Here is a 26,337-nt window from a genome sequence, read left to right on the forward strand (position 1 = left end):
TTAGACAACATCATTGGGGCTATAATTTTGTTATCTGTATAAAGTGAAATGTCCAACAAATTCTCTAGGATCTTTCGGATCATTTAGTTTAAGAACGTACCAGTAATCACCTGTTGGCAATTCATTTCCGTTATATATACCATTCCATTTTCCACCTACGCGATATTTGGCAACTACTCTACCATATCTATCATAAATATCAAACGTAAGCTCTTTGTATGCTAATGCTCCACAATCAGGACCAATTGTTGTACCTGTACTACCGTTTGGAGTAAAGTAGTTTGGCATACAGAAGTCATAGAATGTACCATGAACTGTTATTGTAGCCTCACAACCATTTTTATCTCTTACGATAACCACATAATCACCTGTTTTGTAGATTCTATAGCTATTAGATGAAGAGAATGGTTCTCCATTGAAACTGTATTCGTAAGGAGCAACTCCACCAGAAGCTTTAACAACAATTGTGTTGATGTCTTTACTTTGGTTTGTTACATCTATTACAGAAACTGGATCAACCGTAGCAACAGTAAAGATTGCAGTTGGCACCTCACATCCATTAGTATGTCTTGCAATGATGAAGTGATCACCAGCAGGAACATTTGTGAAAATGTTACTTGGTTGGAATACTCCATTATTGTCTAGAGAGTAATCTACCTCCGCAGGGTTTGAGTTAGAAGCATCAATTGATACTACTACCATGTTTGCCTGTGCATTGTTAACACAATCGTATGTTACTTCTGCAGTTGGGTTAAGAATTACCGCATCTGGCATATTCATTACAAAATCAATCGGACAGTTGTTTGCATCTTTCACATAAACTGTATGCGCTCCACCTTTAAGGTTTGTAAAGTCAAACACTGTTTGTGTTGCTGTACCTAAAGTAAATGGTCCGTTTGGAACATCTAAACTTACGCTGTAAGGTAAAGTACCTCCTTTAATTTCGATACTAAATGCACCATCTTTATCTCCGTCACAAACTTCTGGAATCATTGAGTTTGGAAGTTCAGTAACGATTACAGGGTTTGGTTGTGAGATTGTGAAATCATACAATACAAAACATCCGTTTTCGTCTTGAGCTATTGCTTGGTAATCACCAGGCGCTAATTTCTCAAATAATACTTTAGAATCAAACTGGTTCAGATTTGGAGAAATCGCATATTTAATGATTCCTGTTCCACCTGAAGCTATTATCTGAAGTTTACCATTGTTGTCACCGAAACAAGTAACATCTGTTGGTATAAATTGAGCTTGTAAAGCTAGATTTGGTTCTTTAATTTCAACCAATTCTGATATGTCATCACAATCTACACTATTAACAGATACTCTATATTTTCCGATTGGAAGATCAGCAAATATTCCATTGTCTTGAGCAGGACGAACAACTCCTCCAGTTCCGTTTAACAATGTATAAGAGTAATGGCCTAAACCACCTACTGCTACTGCAGTAATTACTCCTGTCGATTCTCCAGTACATTTTACAACTGCACTTGAAATATCAAGTTTAATATCTAATGGAGTTAAAGCATTGATTACAACTGAATTCGAGATAACACTTCTACATCCATTAGCATCAAAAACAAAATATTTATGAGAACCTACTGGTACATCAAATGAAATTGACGATTGGAAATTACCTAATATGTTAGTTCCATCTGCGCTATAAGTATAAGGTGGCGTTCCGCCTTCTGCACTTAATGTAAGCTGCGTTAAAGTCTGACAAGTTTGTGCTCTTGACTGAACTAAAGTCGCTAACACAATTGTTGGATCTTTAATTTCAACTTCGTTAGTTGTAAACTCGCAAGAGAATCCATCAGTTATTGTTACACTATATCTTCCTGCACCTAATCCAGAGAAAACTCGAGATGTGAATGGTCCTGATGAAATTACAGGATTTTCAGAAAGTATATTTAATGTATACATATAGTTGCTTCCTTGACCACCTGTTGGAGGAGTAACAGTAACTATACCTGATTTATCTCCAAAACATGGTAAAATATTAACATTTGCACTTGCTATAGCATTAATAGGCAATGGCACTATTAAAGTCTGACTTGTAGATGTCTCACAACCTTTAGCGTCTATAACATATACGGTATAAACACCTGCCGTTAGTCCTGTAAAGTTTGTCTTATCTGAGTAAGGTTCTACAATTTCAGATGTACCTCTTACTAATTGATATTGGTAAGATGTGTTCCAACCTCCTGTTGCACTAACAGAGATTTCACCGTCATTATTGCCAGCAACACATGTGATATCAACTTTCGTTGATGTTGCAACTAATGCTTCGTTTGGCTGACTGATAGTAAATAGTGTTTCTACTGGACAAGTAGGAGGACCAACTAAAGTAGCCACTACTTTGTATGTACCAGCTCCTAAATTAGAAATTCTTTCTGGACCTGCATTTAATGATTGGCTTGAAGCTACTACTGCTGTACTTGGCAACGGACCAGTAACTACATAGTCAAATATACCTGCATCGTCTGTAGGATCTGTTTCATTGTCAACAAAAGTTAAATCAACGCTATCAGTATCTCCGAAACAAATGTCTCCTTTTACTGGTACTGCCTTAATACTGAATGTATTTGGATCATACACACGGTGAACTTTTTGTAATAAACAGCCAGTATCTTTATTAAGAACTTTTATAATATATTCACCTATTCCTAAATCTGTAAATACTCCATTTGCGTTTGGCGCATTACCTGGTACAGCAGCACCAGAAGAATAAGCGATTGAATATTCTAAGTCGGTTGGCGTACCACCTGTTGTAACTACCGATACTGTAATGTTTTCTTTAGTAGGACAAGTGATTGCATCATCAACTCTTACTTTTACTTCATCTAAACGGATGAATGGGTAAATCTCTACTGATGAGTATGTTCCAATACATCCATTAGGATCATAAACATTTATTATGAAAGTTCCACCTGTATAATCTGTTTGAGTATATACATTGCTTGGTCCTTTGACAATGCTTACACCATTTTTGATAAACTCATATTTATAATTAGCAAAATCTTCAGAACCTCCAGTAACACCAGTTACTGTAATTGTTGCATAATTACTAGTGTTATTGCTAGTACATAAGTACTGAACAACATCTGGTCTAGGAACGACAATTGCTTTAGGTCCTCCTACAGTTACAAGTTTAGAAGCAGGACAACCTCTTCCTGATAATACTTCAACAAGATAATCTCCAGCTGCTAATCCTTCAAATACACCACTTTCTTGAGGTGTACCACCATTGATACTATATCTATATACCGGGTTATCATTTGTTCCTGCGGCAATGCTTGCTGTAATTTTACCATCAGTATAACTAAAACAAGTAACCGGAGTAGCAATTGCATCAAAACCATCAATTTTAGTTGGTGGAATTATGTTCACAGTAGTTGAAACTGGACAATTAGTAATTGTATCAATCACATCAATTGTGTGATTACCAGAATTTAAGAACTCAAATATAGCTGGAGTAGTTGTAACTGGAGCTCCACCATCAATTGAATAACTGTAATTTCCTGAACCACCTGTTGCTGTAACGCTAATTCTTCCGTCACCTTCAGCACATGTTGTGTAATCTAAAATTTTAGCATCCAATTCTAAAGGCTGTAAAATGGTAACCAACGCTGGGAAATCAGTCTCACAACCAAATTTATCGCGTACTGTGATGTCGTATGCTTTTGCAACGTTCACAATAAATGATTTAGAGATTTGGAATCCTCCACCAATACTGTATGTAAATGGACCTACTCCAGTTGCAGCAGAATCGTCTACTACAATTTCATAATTTCCATTGTTATCAGCACAATGAGATGTAACATTTGCAGTAAAGTTACCTGGTAATGGATCAGTTATAATGTTTACTGTTATCGGTTGAGAGATACATCCGTTTTTGTCTTTTGCATATACATACCAACTAGGCGTAAGTGGATTTAATTCTCTTGTAGCCTCTGGTTCAAATGCTCCATAAGGTGTACCCGCTGGAACGAAAGAATAGGTATAATCACCAGCTCCTCCGTGACCTTGAACTGTAACTACAGCACCTGTGTTACAATTAGCATTAACATTACCTTCTTCTGTAACTGTTACATCAATAGGATCTTTAACCTCCACATTGAAAGTTGTTGGGCAGTTTGTTATATCATCAACAACACTAATCTCATAAACTCCTATTGCTAAGTTAGCTAAAGTCACCTCTGTATCAGAAGTTGTAAGTGGTCCAACAAAAGCAGCACCATCTTTAGTTACTGAATAAGTGTAAGTTCCTTTGAAATCAGACATTGTAAAGACTACTTTTCCGTCGTTATTACCGATACAAGATTTCGCGAAAGCGTCACCTGTAGCTTGAATTTTAACAACATCTTTTATAGTCAATATATCAGTGAAAGTACAACCATTGCTGTCTTTTACTTCAAATTTGTATTCCCCGAAAGGTAATCCTGTAAACACCGCTGGAACTGCGCTTCCTGCAGTTGTTACTGTAGCATAAAGCGTTGTTGGAGCTCCGTTGAATTCTATAATATTAAATTCTAACGCACCTACACCGTTTGTAGCAGTTACTGTAACATTACTACTCAATGCTTGACAAGTAATTGCAGTTGCAGAGAATGCTAAAGCAGTCGGTTTGTTTAATGGAACAATCGGAACTGTTACTGGAGCTGTTTCACATCCATTCTCATCTTTAACAGTATATGTAACTGATAAAACTGAACCATCGTTAGGTACTGAAATACGATCTAGAGAATCATATCCTTGTCCATTAAAGTTATATTGGTAAGTTCCTTTACCACCTTTACCTACAACTACTATTTCAGTAGATGTACTACAGCTTCTGTTTCTTGTGATTGAATACTCCTCTTCTAATAAAGGCGGCTCAACAATTGTAATATCTACTTCAGCAGTACAACCTTTAGCATCTGTTGCCACAACTTTGTAATCACCTTGAGGTAAACCAGTATAAATACCAGTTGCATCTCCTGAGTTGTTTGCACCAGGACCTGTACTTGTAAGTACAAATGTATATGGAGCAGCACCACCAGATGGAACAACAGTTAAACTTCCGTTACTTTCTGTAAAACATACTACATCAGTTTGAGATGGCGTAAGAATAATTGTTCCTGGTTTACTAACTGTTACAGGAACCGTTGTAAATGTACATGGTACGTTACTGTCTGAGATTTCAAAAGTGTAATCTCCATCAACAGTTACAAATTCTGTAAAGTCACCAGTAGCTGGTTTAGCAGGACCCACTGGCGCACCGTTTAAGTACATTTGATAAGTGTAGTCTTTTTTACCACCCTTAACTTCAACAACAATTTTTGCCGCTTCATTACCTACTTCACAGTAAAGATCTTTCTCTACTGTTGCAGCAGCTGTTAAGCGCTCTTCAATAATGTAAATTCGCTCTGCTGTACATCCGTTATCATCTGTTAAGACGATTGTGTATGTTCCTGCTTTTGTAAATGTCGCAGGACTAGTTGTAGCAACTCCATCAACTGTAAATGATTTTACGTTGTTGTACGTTGTAGCAAGAGCATCAAGATCTACCGTTAAATCTGCACCTACAAAACATTGTTGTGCTGGCATATTAAGCACTGGTGCGGCATCGTAAATAATAGTTACGTTTTCTGGTCCAGCGATACATCCGTTTGCATCTTTAACATAAACATCCCAAGATAAGTTAGTTAAACCTGTACTAACTGTTGCTGGTGCACTGATAGCATATGGGAATGTTGTTGGCGCAATAGCAGTACCTCCTGGCACAACCGCGTAAGTGTATGGAGATGTACCTCCAACTACACTTGTCACCGTAATTTGAGAATCAGTATTTGTACAATAAACTTTTGTACCTGACGCTGCAATTACTATTGGCGCTGGCATTGTAATGATAACATCAGCAGATTCTGAACAATTTGTTGTGTTATCTCTTACTGTTACCGTATAAGTTCCTTCAACAAGACCTCCAACCGTAACGATATTACCTGCCGTTGTTGGTGCGTTGAAAGGTAACGCTGCCGGAGTACTTGTAACTGTAACTGTGTAACCAGTCGCGCTAAAGTCAGAAACTGTGAAAGTTGCTGTTCCGTTATTGTCAATTCCGTTCGCTGAATTACAACTTACATTTGTAAATGCTGTACGTATAATATCAATTGGAGCGATTGGATCTAATTTATAAGGTCTCTCGATTGAACATCCTTTAGAATCAGTAACTCTAAAGATGTAATTAACGCCTGGTTGTATATTATTAAATACAGCTACAGTTCCGTTATCAATACTTGTAGGAGAAACCATTTCGTATTTGGTAATTGGTGTATTACCACCGTCAACCGTTAAAGTGATTGTTGCAACATTTAATGGACAAGTTGGAGCCGTCGTTAAAGCGAAATCAATATCATTTAATTTCACGAAAGGATCAACCGTAGCTGTACCATTAGTTTTACAACCATTTTTATCTATTACATAGTAGTTGAATGTTCTTGGAGTTGTACTATTATCATCACTTACTAACAATACATTGTTATCGTAATACTCAGTACCTCCATCAAAATTATATTTGTATCCAGGAGTACCTCCTGAAGCATTTACTGTTATAACAGCTGCTCCTGGCGTTGCGCTGCCAGTTGCACAAGCATATTGAGTTACTAGAGGAGCATCAGCCCTTAATTCATCTACTGGTTCACCAACTATATAATCTTTATATAGAGAACACAATCTCTTAGATGTTACAGTAATTCTATAATTTCCTACTGGAAGATTGCTAAATACATTATCTGTTTGTACAATACCTACTGGTAAAGGTGCTCCTGATACTAATGCTATTACGTAAGTATACGCAGGTTCATTATTACCTGGAAGTAAGTTTACTTTAATACTTCCTGTAGCATCACCTTTACAAGCTACGTTTACAACTTCAGCATCAAAAGTAACAGCTGTTCCTCTTGGTAATGTAATTTGAGCTGATGTACTACACGCAACATTCAAATTATCACTATTCGTATTATCCGTCATGGTTACTGTATAAGTACCATCTGGTAAACCGCTAATTGTATTTCCAGCGATTACAACGCTTGGATATGTAGGCGAAATAGTATATGTAAAATTACCTGAACCACCTGATGGCGTTAAAGTAATTGAACCATTATTAACTCCACAGTCTGGCAATGTACCAAGTTGTGGCACAACTTTGATAGGCGCATCAATTGTAATTGATTTAGAATCAATACAACCATTTGCATCTTTAATGTAAATTGTGTGAGAACCAGAATGCAATCCTGTTACATTATAAGGTAATGTAGCACTTGCGTATGCGTTATTACTGTCTATACTAATAGAATAAGCTCCTGTACCTGCTGTCGTTTCAGTAACTCGTATTGTAAAGTTGTCCTCAGCAGCACATTTGTTAACTACACTTAATGCAATTACTGGACTTGGATCTTTTGCAATAGTTACTTGCAATGGGAATGTACAGCCATTAGCATCTCTAACTATAATATTCCAAAGTAAATTTGTTCCCGCAGCTCCTGGATCTAAATCTAGTACATTTCCTGAAGCAAATGAACTAGGTGTTCCTGGTGCTAAAGCATAAGCATATGTATATGGTCCTGTTCCTCCAGTTGTTTTTAAAGTAACTTGAGCAGGATTATCACAATTTGCATTTTTAATAGACTGTACGCTTGAGTTAAGTCCTTGAATTGGTTGAGTAATTTGGAATTTTTGAGAAACATTACATTCTGTTCCATCAAATTCTTTTAAATATAAAGTATAATTACCTGCTGGAAGTCCTGTTACAGTTCCAGAAGCTGGTGCTCCTGTTAATCCTGTAAGAGCTCCACTCATACCAGGAACTAAAACATTTGTCAATTCATCACGAACCTCATATCTGATTTCTGATACTAAAGCTCCGTAGTTTCTAACAGTAAAGTCAATTTTACCTGAATTATTTCCAAAGCAAAGTATATCTTCTTTAACAATTGGATCTAATGAAATAGAAGAAGGAGATGGAGGTGTTGTAACTTCAACAATTGTGAAACATCCACCATTATCAATTACTTGGAACTGATATGTTGTACCATGATCTAATCCTGTAAATGTATGTGAAGGATTTGCAGTTGGGCCAAATGCAGTTGCAGGTTGTCCAAAAATTGAATACGTTACTGGGAAAGCAGCTGTTAATACATTAATTGTAACAGATGCACCACCAACACAAGTACCAGAAGAAGCTACACCTGTTGCTTCAATATATGGATTTGTTTCAATACGTGTTTTTGCACTTTTAAATTCACACCCATTACTATCAACAATCGTAACATAATAATCACCATAAGTCAGTATTCCTGGAACTAATGGATCTCCTCCAAAAGTTACTGAAGTTGCACTCGTTACAACAGGAGGCATTACTTGCGTAAATGCATTGTTATAAACTGTATAAGTAAAAGGAGCTACACCACCTGCAGTAATATCAACTTTGATACTACCTGGCTTGTTATCGTTACATTCAATAATACTTGGAGTAACATCTGCATCAATTTTAACAGGGTCAAATAATGTAATGTTTTGAGATGTAGAAACACATCCTTTAGCATCTCTAACTTGATAGCTGTAAGTACCCGCTAATAATCCTCCAAATACAGATTTTGTACCGAAACCACCACCATTGAAATTATATTCGAATGGAGCAACTCCCGCAGTAGCTGTTATTTCGACAGAACCATCATTAAATCCATTACAAGTAGGATCTACTTTGGCTGCTGAAGCAGTAACTGTCGCTGGTGTATTTGTAGTAATAACTTTAGTAAAAGTTTTACAAGGCACACCATTAGAATCTGTAATTTCAAATTCGTATGTATTTCCAACTAATGAAGTTGGGTAATAAGGGAAGCTATTCCCAACAAAAGCAATTGGTGTTCCGCTGTAAATTCCAGCACCAATTTTAACTCTATATGCGAATGGTGCTTTTCCTCCAAATACTTCGATATCAATTCTAGCTTCAGCTGGTGAAGAACAAGTAATATCTTTTTGTGGAGTTGCAACGGCAGTTAACGGATCGTTAACCGTAATTACTGTAGTTGCAGGACAACCATTAGCATCTTTTACTGTAATTGTATATGTACCTGCAGGAACAGTAAATGTATTTGCAGGACTAGGTGTAACACCTGTGTTAATTGTATATGTGTAAGGAGCAACTCCGCTTGTTGCAGTCGCTTCAATTATGAAATTACTTCCTGACGCAGTACATTGGTTTGTAACTTCTGCAGTTACTGAAGGCACTGGATCTGTAGTAATAGTAACATCTACTTTTTCAGTACAGCCATTAGCATCTTTTACCCAAATATCCCATTGCGAATTAGTTGTTGGATTTAAATCTGCTGAAGCTAATAAAATATAGTCTGCATCAGTTGGAACAACATTATTCTGCATGTAAGCATATTTGTAATCAGGTGTACCTCCACTTGCAGTAACCGTAACTTTAGAAGTCGATGTTCCGCAATTAGCATTTACCTGAGCTACAATAGCAGATACTTTCGTAGCTGGCTGGTTAATCGTAATTGATCTAGTAATTGTACATAAAGTAGTGTCATCTGTAAACACTACAATGTAATTACCTTGTGCTAAGTTAGACAATACAAATGAAGAAGCGGTTTGGTTTGCTCCTGTTGCTACTCCATTTACTGTATAACTGTAAGAAGTGAAATCACTTAAATCATATTTAATACTTCCTGTATTTCCATTGAAGCAATAAACATCATTTTGTTTTGTTGCTGTAGCTTTAATAGAAACTAAAGCAGGAATATTTTTAGAAAAATCATCATAACAACCATTTGCATTTGTTACTCTGAAAACATAATCACCAGCCGTAAGACCACTGAAGATTCCATTTGTTGCTCCTGTATTGTTAATTGTTGGTCCTGAAACAATTGTATAAGTTCCAGATCCTTTTGTCAATGTAATTGTAGCTGTACTAGTTCTGCTAGCAACTGGATCACAATAAATAGGCGTTACATCTACTTTTGCAATCTCTGGCAAAATAAGCGGTACTATAGAAATAGTTCCCTCAGGGCTTAAACAACCATTACTATCTTTTACAGTAAATCTTACTGTTTGTGCTGCTTGATTGTCTTTAACCTCAAATTTATTGCTAGCTTCAAATGAACCACCATTAAAACTATAAGTGTAAGGACCTACTCCTCCACCTGCTGTAACGGTAACATCTTTAGACTCCTTAACATTTGAAGTATTACATGTAAACGGATCTACAGTTGCAGATGCAGTTACCGCCGCAGACTCAGTAATTGTAACCGAAGCCGTTGCTGGCGAAGCACAACCTAAAGCATCTGTAACCACAATACTATATGTACCTGCAACTAATCCAGAAGGATTATTTACAGTGTAATTTGTAAATGGTGCAGCAGTCAAAGTAATACTATAAGTATAAGGCGCTTTTCCTGAAGTTGGTGTAACTAAGATACTTCCTGTAGAAGCACCGTTACATTTTACATCAACTTTACTTGTGTTTATTGTTAAAACCGTAGGTTTTAGAGTAACTGGAATATCTGCTGTATAAGCATAACAAACTGGGTTTGCTGTATCATTAACTCTAAATTTATAAGTTCCAGCTGCAGTTGCAGTGTAAGGACTTGTTACAGTTGTGTAAGCTCCTCCATTGAATGAAACAGCATAAGTACGAGTTCCTGTACCTCCTGCAGAAGTTAGGGTGATAGTTGTATTTGGTGTACAACTAACAGCATCTTCTACTTTTGGAGTAATTGTTAATTGCTCAGGAACGATAAAAGTCTTAGAATCAATACAGCCGAATTTATCTTTTACCGTTAATTGATAAGTTCCAGGCGTTAAATTAAATGTATCAGCAGTTCCAAAATTAGTACCGTCTTTACTAAATGTTGCTGGCAACGCATATGTACCTGTAATTTTTACAGAAATAGGAGTTCCTGGGTAACATTGTGCCGCAATAGGATTCATTATTGGAGCATCCTCTGTTGCAATAGATACTGTTTTCTTAGTGTAACAGTTATTTACATCCTTAACATAAACATCAATAGTTGTAGTTAATACAGCTGTATCAACTGTTAAAGTTGTTCCATAAGCTGTAGTTGGAATAGTAGAACCACTTGGCGCATAAGCATAGCTATAAGAACCATTTCCTCCTGTTAAACCTGTTATTGTTAATGTTGCAATTTTATTATTACAACTAATTTTTGATGCAGTAACTGTAAAGTCAATTGCAGTAGCTGCACCAACTGTTACTTGTTTGCTGTCAGAAACACAACCTGTTGTACGATCTGTAGCAACGAAAGTATATGTTCCAGGCGCTAAATTTGTATAAGTAACTTTGTTACCATTAACATTTGGTGTACCTGTATTAGGTGTGAAAGTATAAGTAAAGTTACCTGTACTGCTCACGTCAGAAACAGTGAATGTAGCGCTACCGTTTTTAGAGTCCAAACATAACTCATCTGTTTTTGCACCTTCAGCTTTAATTTTAACTGCTTGGTCAATAGTTTTTGCTCCAGTAGCAGTACAACCTCTTGCGTCTGTTACTTTAAATTCATAACTACCAGGTGTAAGACCAGTAAATGTAGCCGTATTTCCAGTTTGTGCTGTTGGCATAACTGGTCCTGAAGTAACTTCATATGTATACGGAGCAATACCACCAATAGCTGTTAATGTAAGACTTGTTGATGTTGTATTACAAGTTACAACTGCTGGTGTAGAAATTGTAATTCCTGTTGGCGGGTTAAATGCCGGAACTTTAATTTCATTTTCAGCTGTACATCCATTAATATCTTTTACATAGAATTTAATAGTTTGTTCAGCATTTGTTAAGGTAACTGTCTTAGTAGTTACCCCATTATAATTTGTACCACCATCAAAGTTATACGTATATCCTCCTGCTCCTCCTGCACCAACAATTGTAATTACTGTTGTAGAACTACATGTAGTGTTAGCTGGGAAGCTACCAGAAACTGTAACCTGTGTAGGATTTGTTAATGTAACATCGTAAATAATTGAAAGACATCCTTTACCGTCTTTTACTTGATATGTGTAAGTTTTTGTATTTGTTGAACCAACAAAAGCATCCAAATTAGAATATGTAGCAGATGTACCAAAAGTACCTCCGTTAAAACTATATTCGTATGGTCCACCATTTCCGCCCGCTGGTATAACTGTAAAACTTCCATTGTTACCATTGTAACATTTAGGGTTTATTGGCGTAGTAGATCCTGTTGGCGTAAGTTTAGCATCTACAGTTACTGCAGTTGTTAATGCCGGACATCCTTTAGAATCTGTTACTCTAAATACATAAGATCCCGTTGCTGATGCTGGGTATACATTAGAAGCTATCGATGCAAAAGGATCACCATTAAATGATACTTCATAAGTATAACCTGGTGTTCCGTTTTGAGCAGTAATTGTAATCTGCGCGTTTGGCGAATTTGTACAATCTAATGGTTTTGTTACCTGTGCAGATGCTGTAACTTGAGTTCCTATCGCAATATTTGTGATTGGAGTAGCTTTACAACCGTTTGCATCTCTAACATAGATAGTATATGTACCTGCACCTAATCCTTCAAATTTCTCTGAAGTTTGGTAATCCACGTCATTTAAGCTGTAATAGTAAGGTGCTTTTCCACCGCTAACACTTACAACCAAAGTTGCTTTATTTCCACTATCATAACAAAGATCTGATGCTGCATCTAAAGTCGCTGTAGGGGCTACCGCTCCAACAACGTTTACGATATCAGAATCTCCTGAAGAACAATCTCCAGAATCTTTTGCTACTACTACAAAGTCACCTGTAGCCGTTAATGGTAAATTGAAAGTATCATCAGTCTGGAATGCAATTACTATTGTTCCGTCTGGACGTTCTAATTGATATTGATAATTTGGTGTTCCACCAGTTGCAGAAGCCTTAATTACAGCTCCGTCCACACATGTTGGCTGAATTGTAACACTAGCAACAGCTGTAACAGCTGATGGAGCAGTTACACTTCTTGTATAAGTAGTAGAACAATTCCCAGCTAAATCATACTGTATTTTTACAGTATAACTTCCTGCAGTTAAATTATCTAAAACAAGAGGAGATGCACTTGTATTTTGTAAAGTTCCACTGTTTACTGAGTAATAATATCCTGTCGCAGTATTAAAGTTGCTAATAGGAATTGAAATTTTTCCGTCAGCTTTATCAATACATGTCAAGTTACCAATAACTGGGGTATCAGCAACAAAACCTTTATTATCTTCTATGATAACCGTAAAATCTTTCTCTGCGTCACAAGTTTCAGGAATCTGACGTACCCAGATATCATCAATCAATACGTCATTACCATTAAATTCGTTACTGTAAGATCTAATAACAAAACTTAAATTATTGTAAGCTCCAGGGTTTAATGACAATTCTTTATATTCCCATTGCTCGCTTTTTGGAACTCTCCAAGGGTTTGATGTATCTGTAGTCGCAACAATAGTTTCTGTACCTCCAACACCATTTAAGTTGTTAACTAATTGGATAGTTAATTTTGGATCATCATGAGTAGTTGATGTTTTAACAATAAGGTTTTCTGCCCATAGCGAGATAATAACTGGTTGATTTACGATAACATCTCGAATTGGTTTACTATATAAAATTCCTCCAATACCAGCTGTACCTCCAACGTTAACACATAAAAATCTTCCTAATGCATTGGTAGGTGTTGTATGATCTTTGGCTACTATCCAAGAATCGCTAAATCTAGTTCTAATTGAACTTGCCACTGCGTATTCACCATCATTTATCCATTCATCTTTATTACATTTATAATCTGGAGCTAAATGTGTTGATGTTTCATCCTCAAAACAATAAGCTGGGTTAATTCCTGGTGTTGTAGTATAAGTACCAATACCAAAATCTTCTCTTAATAAGTTACTATAACTAGGAACTTTGGTTACTGTGTACTTAACTTTAATTGTATGATTTCCTGATGGAATGTTTGTAAATACATTATTGGTTATAGGTGTATTAGGTGTTCCATCAATATAATACTCATAAGTATAATTTGTATTTTGAGGATTTCTTACTGTTACAGTTGTAGAAGCTTTACCATCACAACCATATACCGTAATAGGATCATCAATTGTTGGGTCTGCCGGTTTAGGATCTAAAATAATTTTATCTGTTATTGTATAAATACATCCTACGTTATCTTTTACTCTTAAAGTATAACCTGTAGTATTTGGCATAACATTAGCCTCATTTACATTTACCCATCCTTTTCCATCACCAAAATCATATTGATATGGAGGTACTCCTCCCTCAACATTGTTAATTCTTAATTTTCCTCCTTGATTATCACCATTTCCATCTGGCAGAGTACATCCTGCTAAAGCTGCTACACCTCCAGATGCAGTAAGTGCTGAAGCTGGACCTGTAATAGTTATATTAATTGTATCACTAAAGCAATCTTTTCTTACCTGAGCATTGTTAACAGTATAATTTACACTGTATCTTACTTTAACTTTATAAACACCTGGACTCAAGTTCATGAAAATAGGGTTTGCTGAATAAGTAAGTCCATCGTTAATACTATAGGCCATAATGTTACCATTAGGTACAATATTTTCGATTCTGATAGAAGAAGTTCCATCATAACAAGCACTACTTGTAGAATTTACATCAAAAGTAGGTTTTGAAACTTCAGGAATAACAATAGAAGTTTCTGCAGAACAACCTGCATCATCAACTACTTTAATGTTATATGTTGCTGCGCTTGTAATAATAACCGGATTACCAACAACACGTGTTGCAGATCCGTTGATAAAATAAGCATAAGGCTCTTTTCCTCCTGAAGCTGATAATAGCATTTTACCATCACTACAAGCTGTTAAAGGTTCTTGCAAACTTACAAATGCTTTTAACTGACTTGCAGGTGGTGCTATTCTAAAGTAATAAGATACATCACATTTTGGTGCTGGAGTCTGATTTATAGGACTGCTTGTAACTCTAATTCTATAATTTCTTCCCCAAGTTCCGTAGCTTAAAGAGTCGAAACTATAGTCTAAACTTGTAACAGGACCTTCTTGTTGTTCAATTTGTCCAGATTCTTCATTATAAAGATAGATATAATATGGCCCTTCAAAATTTTGGATTCCTACACTTGCACTTCCTAAATCTGTTGAACAGATAGGATCTACTTTCTTACCATCCAATGTTAGGTCTAATCTTCTTATTAGGATATTAGGTATTTTGAAAATACATGGGTTTGTTGTTACCCCTTTTTGTCTAATAAAAATTGTATACGAATTTGGATTGTAGATAGGAAAAGTATTACTGTCCTGCCATTCCCAATCTTGGATAGTTGCCGTTGGATCAGTTTTAATTGCATATTGGTATCCAGCAGGAACGTCACGTACTGTAATACTTCCACTGTTACCGCAAAGCATATCAACATGTTCTTCTGTTGGTGCTAATGGGTTAGTGTAAACATTAAAGTAAAAACGGTTGAAACAGCTACCTGAATAGTTAATTGTTAAACGGTATTGTCCAGCGTCTTTAGCATTAAAATCTGGACCTGTACTTACTTGTATCCATTTACAATCTGTGCTTTCGTTCGCACAATTCTCATTTGTTGGCGCTTTACAGCTGCTTGTGTCAAGTCTTTCCCAAACAATATCAGAACTATCATTAATTCCTGTCTTGATCAGTCTTGATGCATTTGCCCCACATAAAAATATTTTTGGTAATTTTTTACCATCATTAGGACAAGTTACAATTTCATCTGCTTCAGTCAGAACTGGATTCTCAGCTGTGTCACCAAATCTTACAACAGTAAATTGCTCAAAAATAGATCTACAAGGTGCTGGTGCTTCATTATAAACATAATAAGTTCCAGGATCTTTAACAGTAAGAGTCTGCCCTTTTCCTATTTCTTTTGTTTTTTCCTTATCGCTGTACCAAGTATATGTTGAGTAACCATTTGCTGCTGTAATAGTCGTCGTCTCTGTACACAGAGTACGTCTTCTATCATATTGGCAACCTTCTACGCCTACTAAGAAGTTGGTTGCTTTCGGTACCAAAATACATCCTGTATTACTGTCCACACTTGGATCATCAGTAATTAAGAAAGAAGTATTTTGAGAACCTTTATAAGTAGCATATGCAGAGTTATCAATACTGTTTGAACAAGCTTCATCTAGCATTGTACAATCAGGGATTACCTGTACTTTGAATTTGATTGTTTTTTCAGATAAACCAACTTTTGCAATATCGTTGCGAACATCAAAAACAATATTTCTTGTAGTAGGATTATAACTTTTTACTGTTACACCATCAGGTAATGGCAATAAATCTGCTGGGTAATTAAAAATAATATTAATAGGCAATTGATCGCGAATTGTAAAAGAGGTCGCATCATCATTACCTGTATTTTTAAAACCAATTTCATAATTTAATTGCTGACCTAAATTTACAGTTTGCCCTCCAATATTATCTCCTTGTGAGTTTTTAACAATTTTGGTAAGAACAATTTTAGGTTCAATAATTTCAACCGAAATTGCAGTAAAGAACATAAAATACGAATCCTGCGAAGTATTAATTCTTAGCGTAGCACTCGTCTCATTATTTTGAATAATGGCATTGTTATCATTTATAACTTTAACAACTCCAGCATCATAACCTAATGTATTTTTACTTGCAGGGTTACGTCCCGCCAAAATTACATCTCCGTCTGTAATCGTACTATTGAAGAAGTTTGGCTTTTCTGGTGATCCTGCGTTCCCTCTAGAAGGAGGAACTGCTGGCGTAATTGGTCTCGCTAATGAAGATACAGGTCCAAAATCAGTTGCTTTACCACCTTTAAATTGTAATCCGTCACCTTCTAAAGAGTTATCACCTTCTAAGGCACTAAATCCTAATTTTACATTTACATTTCCAACAGGATTTGTTGTAAAGCCACTAATCGGAATATCCACAGGAGGATCAGTACTTCTGATCATACTAAAACCATCAAAACTAGTAATATACTTACTAGGAAGTTTTGGATCTTTATAAATTACATAAATAGTCCATCCTGCAGAGTTTCCTCCTCCAGGATTAAGTGATCCTTGAGAAGCAACTATGTCTGCTAAAGTATAAAGACCTGGTCCAGCAGCCTTAACTTCTGCCGTAATTTCTTTAAAACAAGCATAAGGCTTTGAAAGATAGGCATTGTTTACACCTGTTCCTCCTTCATCCCAAATGATAGTTCCTGTTATAGGTTTATAAGCACTAGTACCAGTTTTTAATTTAACCTTATTGATATTGCTTCTGTCAGTTCCTTGATAAGTTCCTGACCAATATAAAGCAGCATAAGCTATTTCGTAACAATCTCTACTAGTTTGAGGAATAGTTAACGTTGCCGAACTAGAATTAAAAGTTGCTGCATCATTATCTATGTCGATATACTTCATATCCAAGTTATCGTTCGCCGTAGTACCGGTACCTTGAGAATCAAAAGCATCATTTGGACGTTGGTTTCTTCCGCCATCTCTATTCAAGATATTGTTACCAATAACCAAAATATCTCCTTTTAAACTAGTAGTATATCTTGGATCAAAATTCTTTCTTACCTGAGCGTAAGAAGAAATACCGAGCAAGATAAATACAGCTGCAATAAATACTTTAAAAATAGTAGGTTTTTTCATAGTCTTCATTTTGTTGTGGCCTTTTTTTAATTTTTTAAGGGGCATTAAAAAATAAATCATAGCATTCTTAACATTTTATTTTATGTCCTTCTGAAACCTCAGAAGGACTAACTTATCTATATATTTCTATTAATTCTCAACTTTTACGACAGCCATTCTACCGTTATATGGCTTGCTCCCTTTTGCTTCCAAAGCTTTTGTAGCTTCTTGTAAACCGTCGTATTTTTCATAATAGATGTAATATTTACTTGTCGTCACATTATAAAAGAAATTCACATCTGTAAGTCCTGCAGATACTGCTTTAGTCAAAAACTCATCTCGTTTCTCAACACTGCTGTGTACTGCAATAATCAAGTAAAATCCGCTATCAGAATTTTTAATATTCTTAATAATCTGCATATTTGATTGCTCTTCACCAAAATCAAAATCACTTGGTTTTAGCGGTGTGCTACTTACTTTTGTTGTCTCTTTTATACGTTTAAGAGCGGCAACGTCCTGCGCATATCTTCCTTCATCATTCTCATAAGCTGCACGTTTAATTCTACGTTTGCGCTCAATTTCAGTTTCTGTTTTAATACGCTCCAAATCGGCAATTAATGCAGCACCATCTCTTTCCATTTTCAACTGAGCCGCTTTCAATTCGTTTATCTTTTCTAGATAAGCTCTATTCAAAGGATCATCTTTAGGGAACTTTTTAGCTCTTTCGTTATAAAGATTTGTCAACTTCGCAATCTCATTTTTCATGCTGTTATTTGCATCAGCAATCTGAACTTTCAATGCCTCAATCTGACTGTTTTCTGCTGCTACACTCTTGAATGGTTTTGGCTCTCTATAAATACCTTTTTCACTTAAATCATTTTCCTCTTTCAAGTCGTTCAAGTCTTTTTGCTTATTCGCAACCGTTGCCTTAAACTGATCTAGTAAATCCGTTTGAATTTTACTTGTACTTTCAACTGATTTTGTCAAGTTTTCAATAGCTTTTCCAGTTTCATCTTTCGCCTTAGCCGCTAATGCTGCAGCTTCCGCATCTGCCTTCGCTTTTTCTGCTGCCAATATTGCCTGACGCTCTTCTTCTTCTTTCAATCGTCTCGTCTCTTCATCAGCTTTCAATTTTTCATTTGCTTCTGCATCGGCTTTCGCTTTTGCATCTGCTAAAAGTTTAGCTTGAAGAGCTTCAGCATCTGCTTTTGCTTTTGCGTCTGCAGCCAATTTAGCTTGGCGAGCTTCTTCTGCTACTCTAGCTTTTTCTTCCGTTGCTTGTTTCGCTTTCAATGCTTCTGCATCAGCTTTTGCTTTTGTCTCTGCCGCTAATCTTGCTTTTTCTGCTTCAGCGTCTGCTTTCGCTTTCGCATCTGCAGCAAGTTTAGCTTGAAGAGCTTCAGCATCGGCTTTCGCTTTTGCATCTGCTGCTAATTTAGCTTGACGAGCTTCTTCTTCCACTCTAGCTTTTTGTTCTGCAGCTTGTTTCACTTTTAACTCTTCCGCATCAGCTTTTGCTTTTGCGTCAGCAGTCAATTTAGCTTGACGTGCATCTTCCTCTTCTTGCATTTTTTTAGCTTCTGCATCGGCTTTCGCTTTTGCCGTAGCTTCCGCGTCTGCTTTTACTTTTGCATCAGCTAATAATTTTGCTTGAAGCGCTTCCATATCCGCTTTTGCTTTAGCATCTGCTACAAGTTTAGCTTGTAATGCTTCTGCATCCGCTTTCGCTTTAGCATCTGCTGCCAATTTAGCTTGACGAGCTTCCTCTGCTACTTTAGCTTTTTCTTCAGCTGCTTGTTTAACTTGTAATGCTTCTGCATCGGCTTTCGCTTTTGCTTCAGACGCTAATCTTGCTTTTTCCGCTTCAGCGTCTGCTTTTACTTTCGCTTCTGCTGCCAATTTAGCTTGGCGAGCTTCTTCTGCTACTCTAGCTTTTTCTTCAGCTGCTTGTTTAGCTTGTAATGCTTCTGCATCGGCTTTCGCTTTTGCTTCTGACGCTAATCTTGCTTTTTCCGCTTCAGCGTCTGCTTTTGCTTTCGCTTCTGCTGCCAATTTAGCTTGGCGAGCTTCTTCTGCTACTCTAGCTTTTTCTTCAGCTGCTTGTTTAGCTTGTAATGCTTCTGCATCGGCTTTCGCTTTTGCTTCTGACGCTAATCTTGCTTTTTCTGCTTCAGCGTCTGCTTTTGCTTTCGCATCTGCAGCAAGTTTCGCTTGACGAGCTTCTTCTGCTACTCTAGTTTTTTCTTCAGCTGCTTGTTTAGCTTGTAATGCTTCTGTATCGGCTTTCGCTTTAGCTTCTGACGCTAATCTTATTTTCTCTGCTTCGGCGTCTGCTTTTGCTTTTGCCTCTGCTGTTAATCTTGCTTTTTCTGCTTCAGCATCCGCTTTTGCTTTGGCATCCGCTGCCAATTTAGCTTGGCGAGCTTCTTCTTCAACTCTAGCTTTTTCAGCTGCAACTTGTTTAGCTTGTAATGCTTCAGCATCAGCTTTTGCTTTAGCTTCTGACGCTAATCTTATTTTTTCTGCTTCGGCATCAGCTTTAGCTTTTGCTTCTGAAGCTTGTTTCACTTTTAGGGCTTCTGCGTCTGCTTTTGCCTTCGCATCTGCGTCTAATTTCGCTTGACGAGCATCTTCTTGTTCTTGTAATTTCTTCGCTTCAGCATCTGCTTTTGCTTTAGCTGTTGCTTCAGCATCTGCTTTCACTCTAGCATCGGCAATTAATTTAGCTTGTAAAGCTTCCATATCTGCTTTTGCCTTCGCATCTGCTGCCAATCTTGCTTTTTCTGCTTCAGCGTCTGCTTTTGTTTTCGCTTCTGCTGCTAATCTAACTTTTTCAGCTTCTGCATCAACTTTTGCTTTTTCATCAGCTTCTAATTTTGCTTTAGCAGTAGCTTCTCCATCCGCTTTAGCTTTTGCATCTGCTACAAGTTTAGCCTGTAGCGCTTCTGCATCTGCTTTAGCTTTAGCTTCTGCAGCCAATTGTGCTTGACGAGCATCTTCGGCTTGTTTTATTTTAAGTGCTTCGGCATCTGCTTTTGCTTTTGCTTCTGAAGCTATAAGTGCTTGTCTTGCTTCGGCGTCTGCTTTTGCTTTGGCATCTGCAGCTAATTTTTCTTTAAGAGCAGCTTCTTCTGCAAGTTTTGCTTTTAAATCTGCCGCCGCTTTTGCTCTATTAGCAGCATCAATAGATGTTTTTGTTTTTGCTTCAGCTGCCGCTTTTGCTTTTGCTTCTGCAGCTAATCGTGCTTGTAAAGCATCTGAATCTGCTTTTGCTTTTGCATCTGCTGCTAATATTGACTGCATATCTGCAGCCTCAGCTTTCGCTTTCGCATCTGCTTTACGTTTAGCTTCTACAGCATCTGCTTTTGCTTTATTATCGGCAATTAATTTTAATCTTGCTGCTTCTGCATCTGCCTTCGCTTTTTCTGCAGCTGCCAATCTTGCTTGTCTTGCTGCTTCTGCATCTGCTTTTACTTTTTCAGCGGCCGCTAATCTTGCTTTTGCCGCAGCTTCTGCATCTGCTCTTGCTTTATCTGCTGCCAATTGTGCTGCCGTTTTTTGTGGCTCTGGAGCAGTTTTCGCTGCCTCTGCTTTTGCTTTAGCTGCTGCTTCAGCATCCGCTTTCGCTTTTGCATCTGCCGCTAATTTCAATTTCATTGCTTCAGCGTCTGCTTGTGCTTTATCAGCTGCTAATTGTGCTGCCGTTTTTTGTGCTGTTGGAGCTGTTTGCGCTGCTTCAGCTTTAGCCTTAGTCGCTGCTTCTGCATCGGCTTTAGCTTTCGCGTCTGCGGCTAATTTTAATTTCATTGCCTCTGCATCGGCTTTTACTTTATCAGCAGCCAATTGTGCTGCCGTTTTTTGTTCCGCTGTTGCTGTCGGTTTGTTTGCTACTGCTTGCGCTCTCGCTGCTGCTGCTGCGTCAACTCTTGCTTTGTTCTCTGCGGCTAATCTAATTCTACGCTCTTCTGCATCTGCTCTTACTTTATCAGCAGCTAATTGTGCTGCCGTTTTTTGTGTTGTAGCAACGGCTCTGTTTGCTGTTGCAGTTTGTGTTCTCGCCGCCGCCGCCGCATCTGCTTTTGCTTTTGCCTCAGCAGCTAATCTTAACTTAACAGCTTCTGCATCTGCTTTAGTTTTATTATCTGCATCTAATTTTGCTTTCGCTACAGCTTGAGCATCAGTTCTAACTTTTTCTGCTGCTGCTAATCTTGCTTGTTTCGCTTCAGCTTCTACTTTTGCTTTTGCTTCCGCATCAGCTCTAACTTTTTCTGCTGCTGCTAATCTTGCTTGTTTTGCTTCAGCTTCTATTTTTGCTTTTGCTTCTGCATCAGCTCTAACTTTTTCTACTGCTGCCAATCTTGCTTCTTTTGCTTCAGCATCTGCTTTTGCTTTTGCTTCTGCAGCCAATCTGTTCTTTTCAGCAATTTCAGCTCTGTCAACCTGAGTTGCTTGAGATTTTGGCTTAGCTGGAACTGGTTTTGGCTTTGAAGGATCAATTAAAGAACCTTCTTCGTCATCTCCGTAATAGTAATTTCTATTTTTGAATTTGTAGGCAATGGCAAATTCATGAGAACCGCCTAGGTTAGAGAAATTACCCATTCCTCTTTCGTAATTATATTCAATAGCAATACTTGGAGTAATATTAATTCCAAGTCCTGCTGAAACTCCGTATAATGTGTTATAACCTGCTTGCGCCCAAATTCCTTGTTGAAGTGAAAGCATTCCTAAACCTGAAATAACTGTTTTATCTTTTTTAATTTCTGTTCTAACAATTCCAGAAAATTTACTTCTGTCAAAAAAGCCATAACTGTCAATATATCCTGTATACATGGCGTGCAATTGAATTGCTCTTTCTGGATCCTCTTTTACCACACCAGATCCAAAATTATACAGCACTAAATTGTTAATAGATAATCCAAAATCTAAAAAGGCAGTACCGTAGTTAACTCCTGGATTAATCGTTAACATAGTGCTTTTTGGAAATTCTCCAGTTAAAATACTTGAATCATCTGATATAATTTTTCCAGTATTTAAACCGCTTTGATAAACGCCTGCATTTAAACCAAAAGTCAAATTGCTATCTTCCTCAAGAACGATATTGTGAGCGAAATTGGCAACTCCGCCAAAAACAGTCATTAATCCATAATTTTGTTGAAATAGACCAATTGCAAATGCTTCATTTTCTCTAAAACGTCCAGAATAATTGGCCAAGTAAGTTTGCGGAGCATTTTCAAACTGAACCCATTGTCTTTTATTATAGAAACTTACATAAGGATTTGACTCTCTAACAAAGCTAAATGTCGGGTTAATTAAATATCTATTGAACTTCAAAGAATTTCTAATAGGTAATGAAAACGAAACAACTCCATCCTCACTTGCGTTTTGAGAATAGAGTAAATTAGATAAACCGTAAAATAACGTGATGAATAGTAAAAGTTTCTTCATATTATTTTATAACAGTTATTGATCCTTTTTTTTCACCTGTGTCGGATTTAATGACATAGTAATAAACTGGATTTACATTCTTAAAATCTATATTGTTTTGAGGCCAATCGCCTTGGTAATTCGTTACATCCAAAACCATATCTCCGTTTGAACTAATGATCATTACCTTTGTATTTGCATTTTTATATTCATCTGGAATATTCCAATAAGGGTTCATTCCGCTTAATTTAATAATGTTTGGAATAACGCTTGATGGACCAGATTCTCCATTAATTCTAAATGAAAATTCTTTAGTAGCAACGCATCCAATTGCCTGAGATACTACTACTTTATAATTACCTTTAACAGCTACAACATAAGATCTAGTTGTTTCGTTAGGAATTAAATTATCGTTCAAATACCACTCAAAAGTTGGTTCAGAAGCAGCTGTTGTTACGCTTACAGTAATCGTTTCTCCTTCGCTTAATTTGTATCCGTCTTGGGCGTCAATGCTTGCGTCAAAACTATTGCTTTCAAGATTAATACTTCCTGTAGCTTTACATCCGCCAAAATCAACTTCAACAGAATAAACTCCAGATTCGTTTGTAGAATAGGTACGATTAGTAGCTCCTGTTATCGGATTACCGTTCTTTATCCATTGATAGCTATTTCCAGATGTTGCAGTTAAAACCGTTCCTGTACCACTAGCACAGAACGGGTTTCCTAAACTTGAATTAATTGTCACATTAGATCCGCTACTAGAAGAAGTAACATTAACACGATTAGAGCTAAAATTCACATCCGAACATTGTCCGTAATCAATCTCTGCATAATATCTTCCTGTACTATTAACCACAATTCTTCTATCTGATTGCCCTGCAATTAGAACATTATCTTTATACCATTTATATTTGATATTGGTGATATTAACTGGAGAAGGAGTTTCTTCACTAACAGAAAGAGTTAAACTACCGCCAGAACATAACATAGCCGTATCATTCTTATTATTGATAAAAAATGATGTTTCGTATGGTTTGAAGTATGCAGGAAATGAAGTATTGCCTAAAGAATTTCTGAATCTTGTACTTGTAACGCCTGTTGAACTTTTTACTCTAAGAGCATATGTATCAGAACCTACTAAATTTGTCGGTACTGCATATTTAATTGTTTTTTGAGTCGCTGAAACATCAACGGTTTGAAGTAAAGTTGTGGCAACAGGAGTAGTAAAATTTCCCGCAGCGTCTGAAAGCTCAACTACGAAGGTAGTACCTGCGGGAAAATCTATATAACTAAAGGTAGCATAAAACTCGTTGAAAGAATTACCAGCACAAAGTTTTTCTAGTCCATCAAATGTTTGAGGCACTATGGTTTGGGCATATGAATTCGATCTAGCAAATAGTAAAATGCTAAATAATATTAAAACTTTAAAAAAAGATAAAGTAGTTTTTTGAATCATATATTGCGTGTTCTTGCTAGATCTATACGCTCAAAAAACAATATATCTATGAATGTTTCTGAAAAATCATACTTGTAGTTTTCGATTACTTCTTTTGCTAGAATTGAAGTAGCCGTAACTGATGAATTCTCTTCACAATCGTTTGATAAACTATTTGATTCAACCGCTATAGTAAGGCTGTCCTTGGGGGTGGACATCCCTACTATAAACTGATTTAAATTGCCGTTTTCAATAACAGCATTAGTATTGTTGTTTTGGTTATTGCAAGCCAAAGTTAAACCGCACGCAGAATCAGCAGCCTTAGTAGGTTTTTCTGCTGTATTCTGTGCATATAGAGTTAACGATATAGGCGAAACCAAAAATATTATATATAAAAAATATTTTTTCGTAGATACCATTATGTTTTGATCTTTATTTAGGCCCGTAAGACGATACATAAATTGTGTCTGGGGACTTAATTAATTAAATTTACGCGTGGGAAATAAAAATCGAAACTATTTATCTATTACCGCTTGAAGCTGTGATTTTACCTAATTGTAATCTAAAATCTGGTTTTTTAGGGTTGAAGATGTCAATGAATGTTTCTTTGTTGTCGCTTTTTGAGTAAACGTTAAAGAAAACACTGTTTCCATACCAGCTCTCTAAATCTTCATTATTAGCATTGTACTCTGTAAAGATGTTTCCATTACATAAATTGAAGTACATTTCCTCAAATTTGATTTTTTTAAGATTAGCATCATTGATTTCAGTTTTGCTGTCTAATAATACTGCAGGGCTAAATCCAGAGATTACACTTCTTTTCATTTCAAGAGAAGCATTTTCAGCTACATAAATAGCCTCTTTTACTAAACCTGCTTGAATGTCTGCGTTAATGTTTTCACTGTCATTAACCATTGTAACATTGCTTGCAACAACTAAAGTTTGTTTTTTTGTAAAATCAGTTTCACTTTTCTTCTCAAAAGATCTAACTTCCATACAACGAGATCCGTCTTTAGTACTTGAGAAGTAAGAAGATCTAACTGCTAGAGAGTTGAAGAAACGACATTGAACTCCTTGAGTAAATTTAAAGTCGTCATTAACTGATTTATAAGAAACGAATTTTGTAGCATTTAAGTCACCACCTAAGATTCCGAAAGAATCTCCACCAGCGTAACTTACCATGATATTTTCAAGTACCGTTTTATTTCCAACACCTGCAAGAGTCAAAGCGTTGAAAGTATCTGCACCTTTTACTTTTTTACCGGCAAATTCAACTCTTACGAATCTTAAAACTCCAGAATTTGAAGCTACGTTGTCTCCTCCGTAAGTCGTCATTGAAGGATCAAGATCTAGGTTATAAGAACCTACATTTCCGAATTTGTTAATTGGCGCATCTCCAAGGATTACGATTCCACCCCAATCTCCAGCTTTTTTCATGCTGCGGTTTGAAGTAAATACGATTGGATCTGTTTCTAAACCATCAGCCACTAATTGTGCACCTTTAGTAACTACCAATGTTCCTTTTGTTTCGAAATCACCAATAATTACAGTTCCCGGTTCGATAGTTAAAACTGCATTGTTTGTAACATAAACGTTTCCTTGCAAAACGTAAATATTTCTTTTTAGCAACTTAGTATTAACAGAAATGTTTCCTGCTAAAATTTGGTTTGCTTCTCCATAGTCAACTTTATTAGGCTTAAACTCGGTCCAATTGTTTAACCAATTGGTGTAGCCCATAATTCCTTTCTCTTGTTGAGCACTCATGCTCGTAACTGTCAAAAGAACGCAAATCAATTGAGTAATTTTTTTCATGATAAGGGGGG

The 26,337-nt window shown here is 36.7% G+C and carries 5 protein-coding genes; all 5 read right to left on the bottom strand.

What is annotated here, in order from left to right; genetic code table 11:
• Positions 1-30: 30 nt before the first annotated feature.
• The gene (locus tag QLQ96_RS04840; RefSeq protein ID WP_482495135.1) at positions 31-17,676 is read right to left on the bottom strand and encodes a T9SS type B sorting domain-containing protein; all 17,646 of its coding nucleotides are present in this window, start codon (positions 17,674-17,676) and stop codon (positions 31-33) included.
• A 129-nt stretch (positions 17,677-17,805) separates the two neighbouring features.
• Positions 17,806-23,100 (bottom strand): PorP/SprF family type IX secretion system membrane protein, encoded by a 5,295-nt coding sequence (locus QLQ96_RS04845; protein ID WP_482495137.1) that lies wholly within the window; start codon positions 23,098-23,100, stop codon positions 17,806-17,808.
• A gap of 1 nt (position 23,101) precedes the next feature.
• Positions 23,102-24,535, bottom strand: coding sequence for a gliding motility protein SprC (sprC, locus tag QLQ96_RS04850; RefSeq protein ID WP_482495139.1), 1,434 nt, complete (start codon positions 24,533-24,535; stop codon positions 23,102-23,104).
• Positions 24,532-24,933, bottom strand: a complete 402-nt coding sequence (locus QLQ96_RS04855) for a hypothetical protein (RefSeq protein WP_482495141.1) — start codon at positions 24,931-24,933, stop codon at positions 24,532-24,534. The genes sprC and QLQ96_RS04855 overlap by 4 nt, the downstream gene beginning before the upstream one ends.
• Positions 24,934-25,033: 100 nt before the next feature.
• Entirely contained in the window at positions 25,034-26,326 is a 1,293-nt protein-coding gene (locus tag QLQ96_RS04860) for a hypothetical protein (RefSeq protein ID WP_482495142.1), read from the bottom strand.
• Positions 26,327-26,337 lie beyond the last annotated feature (11 nt).

It is taken from the genome of Flavobacterium sp. B167r (assembly GCF_056824315.1).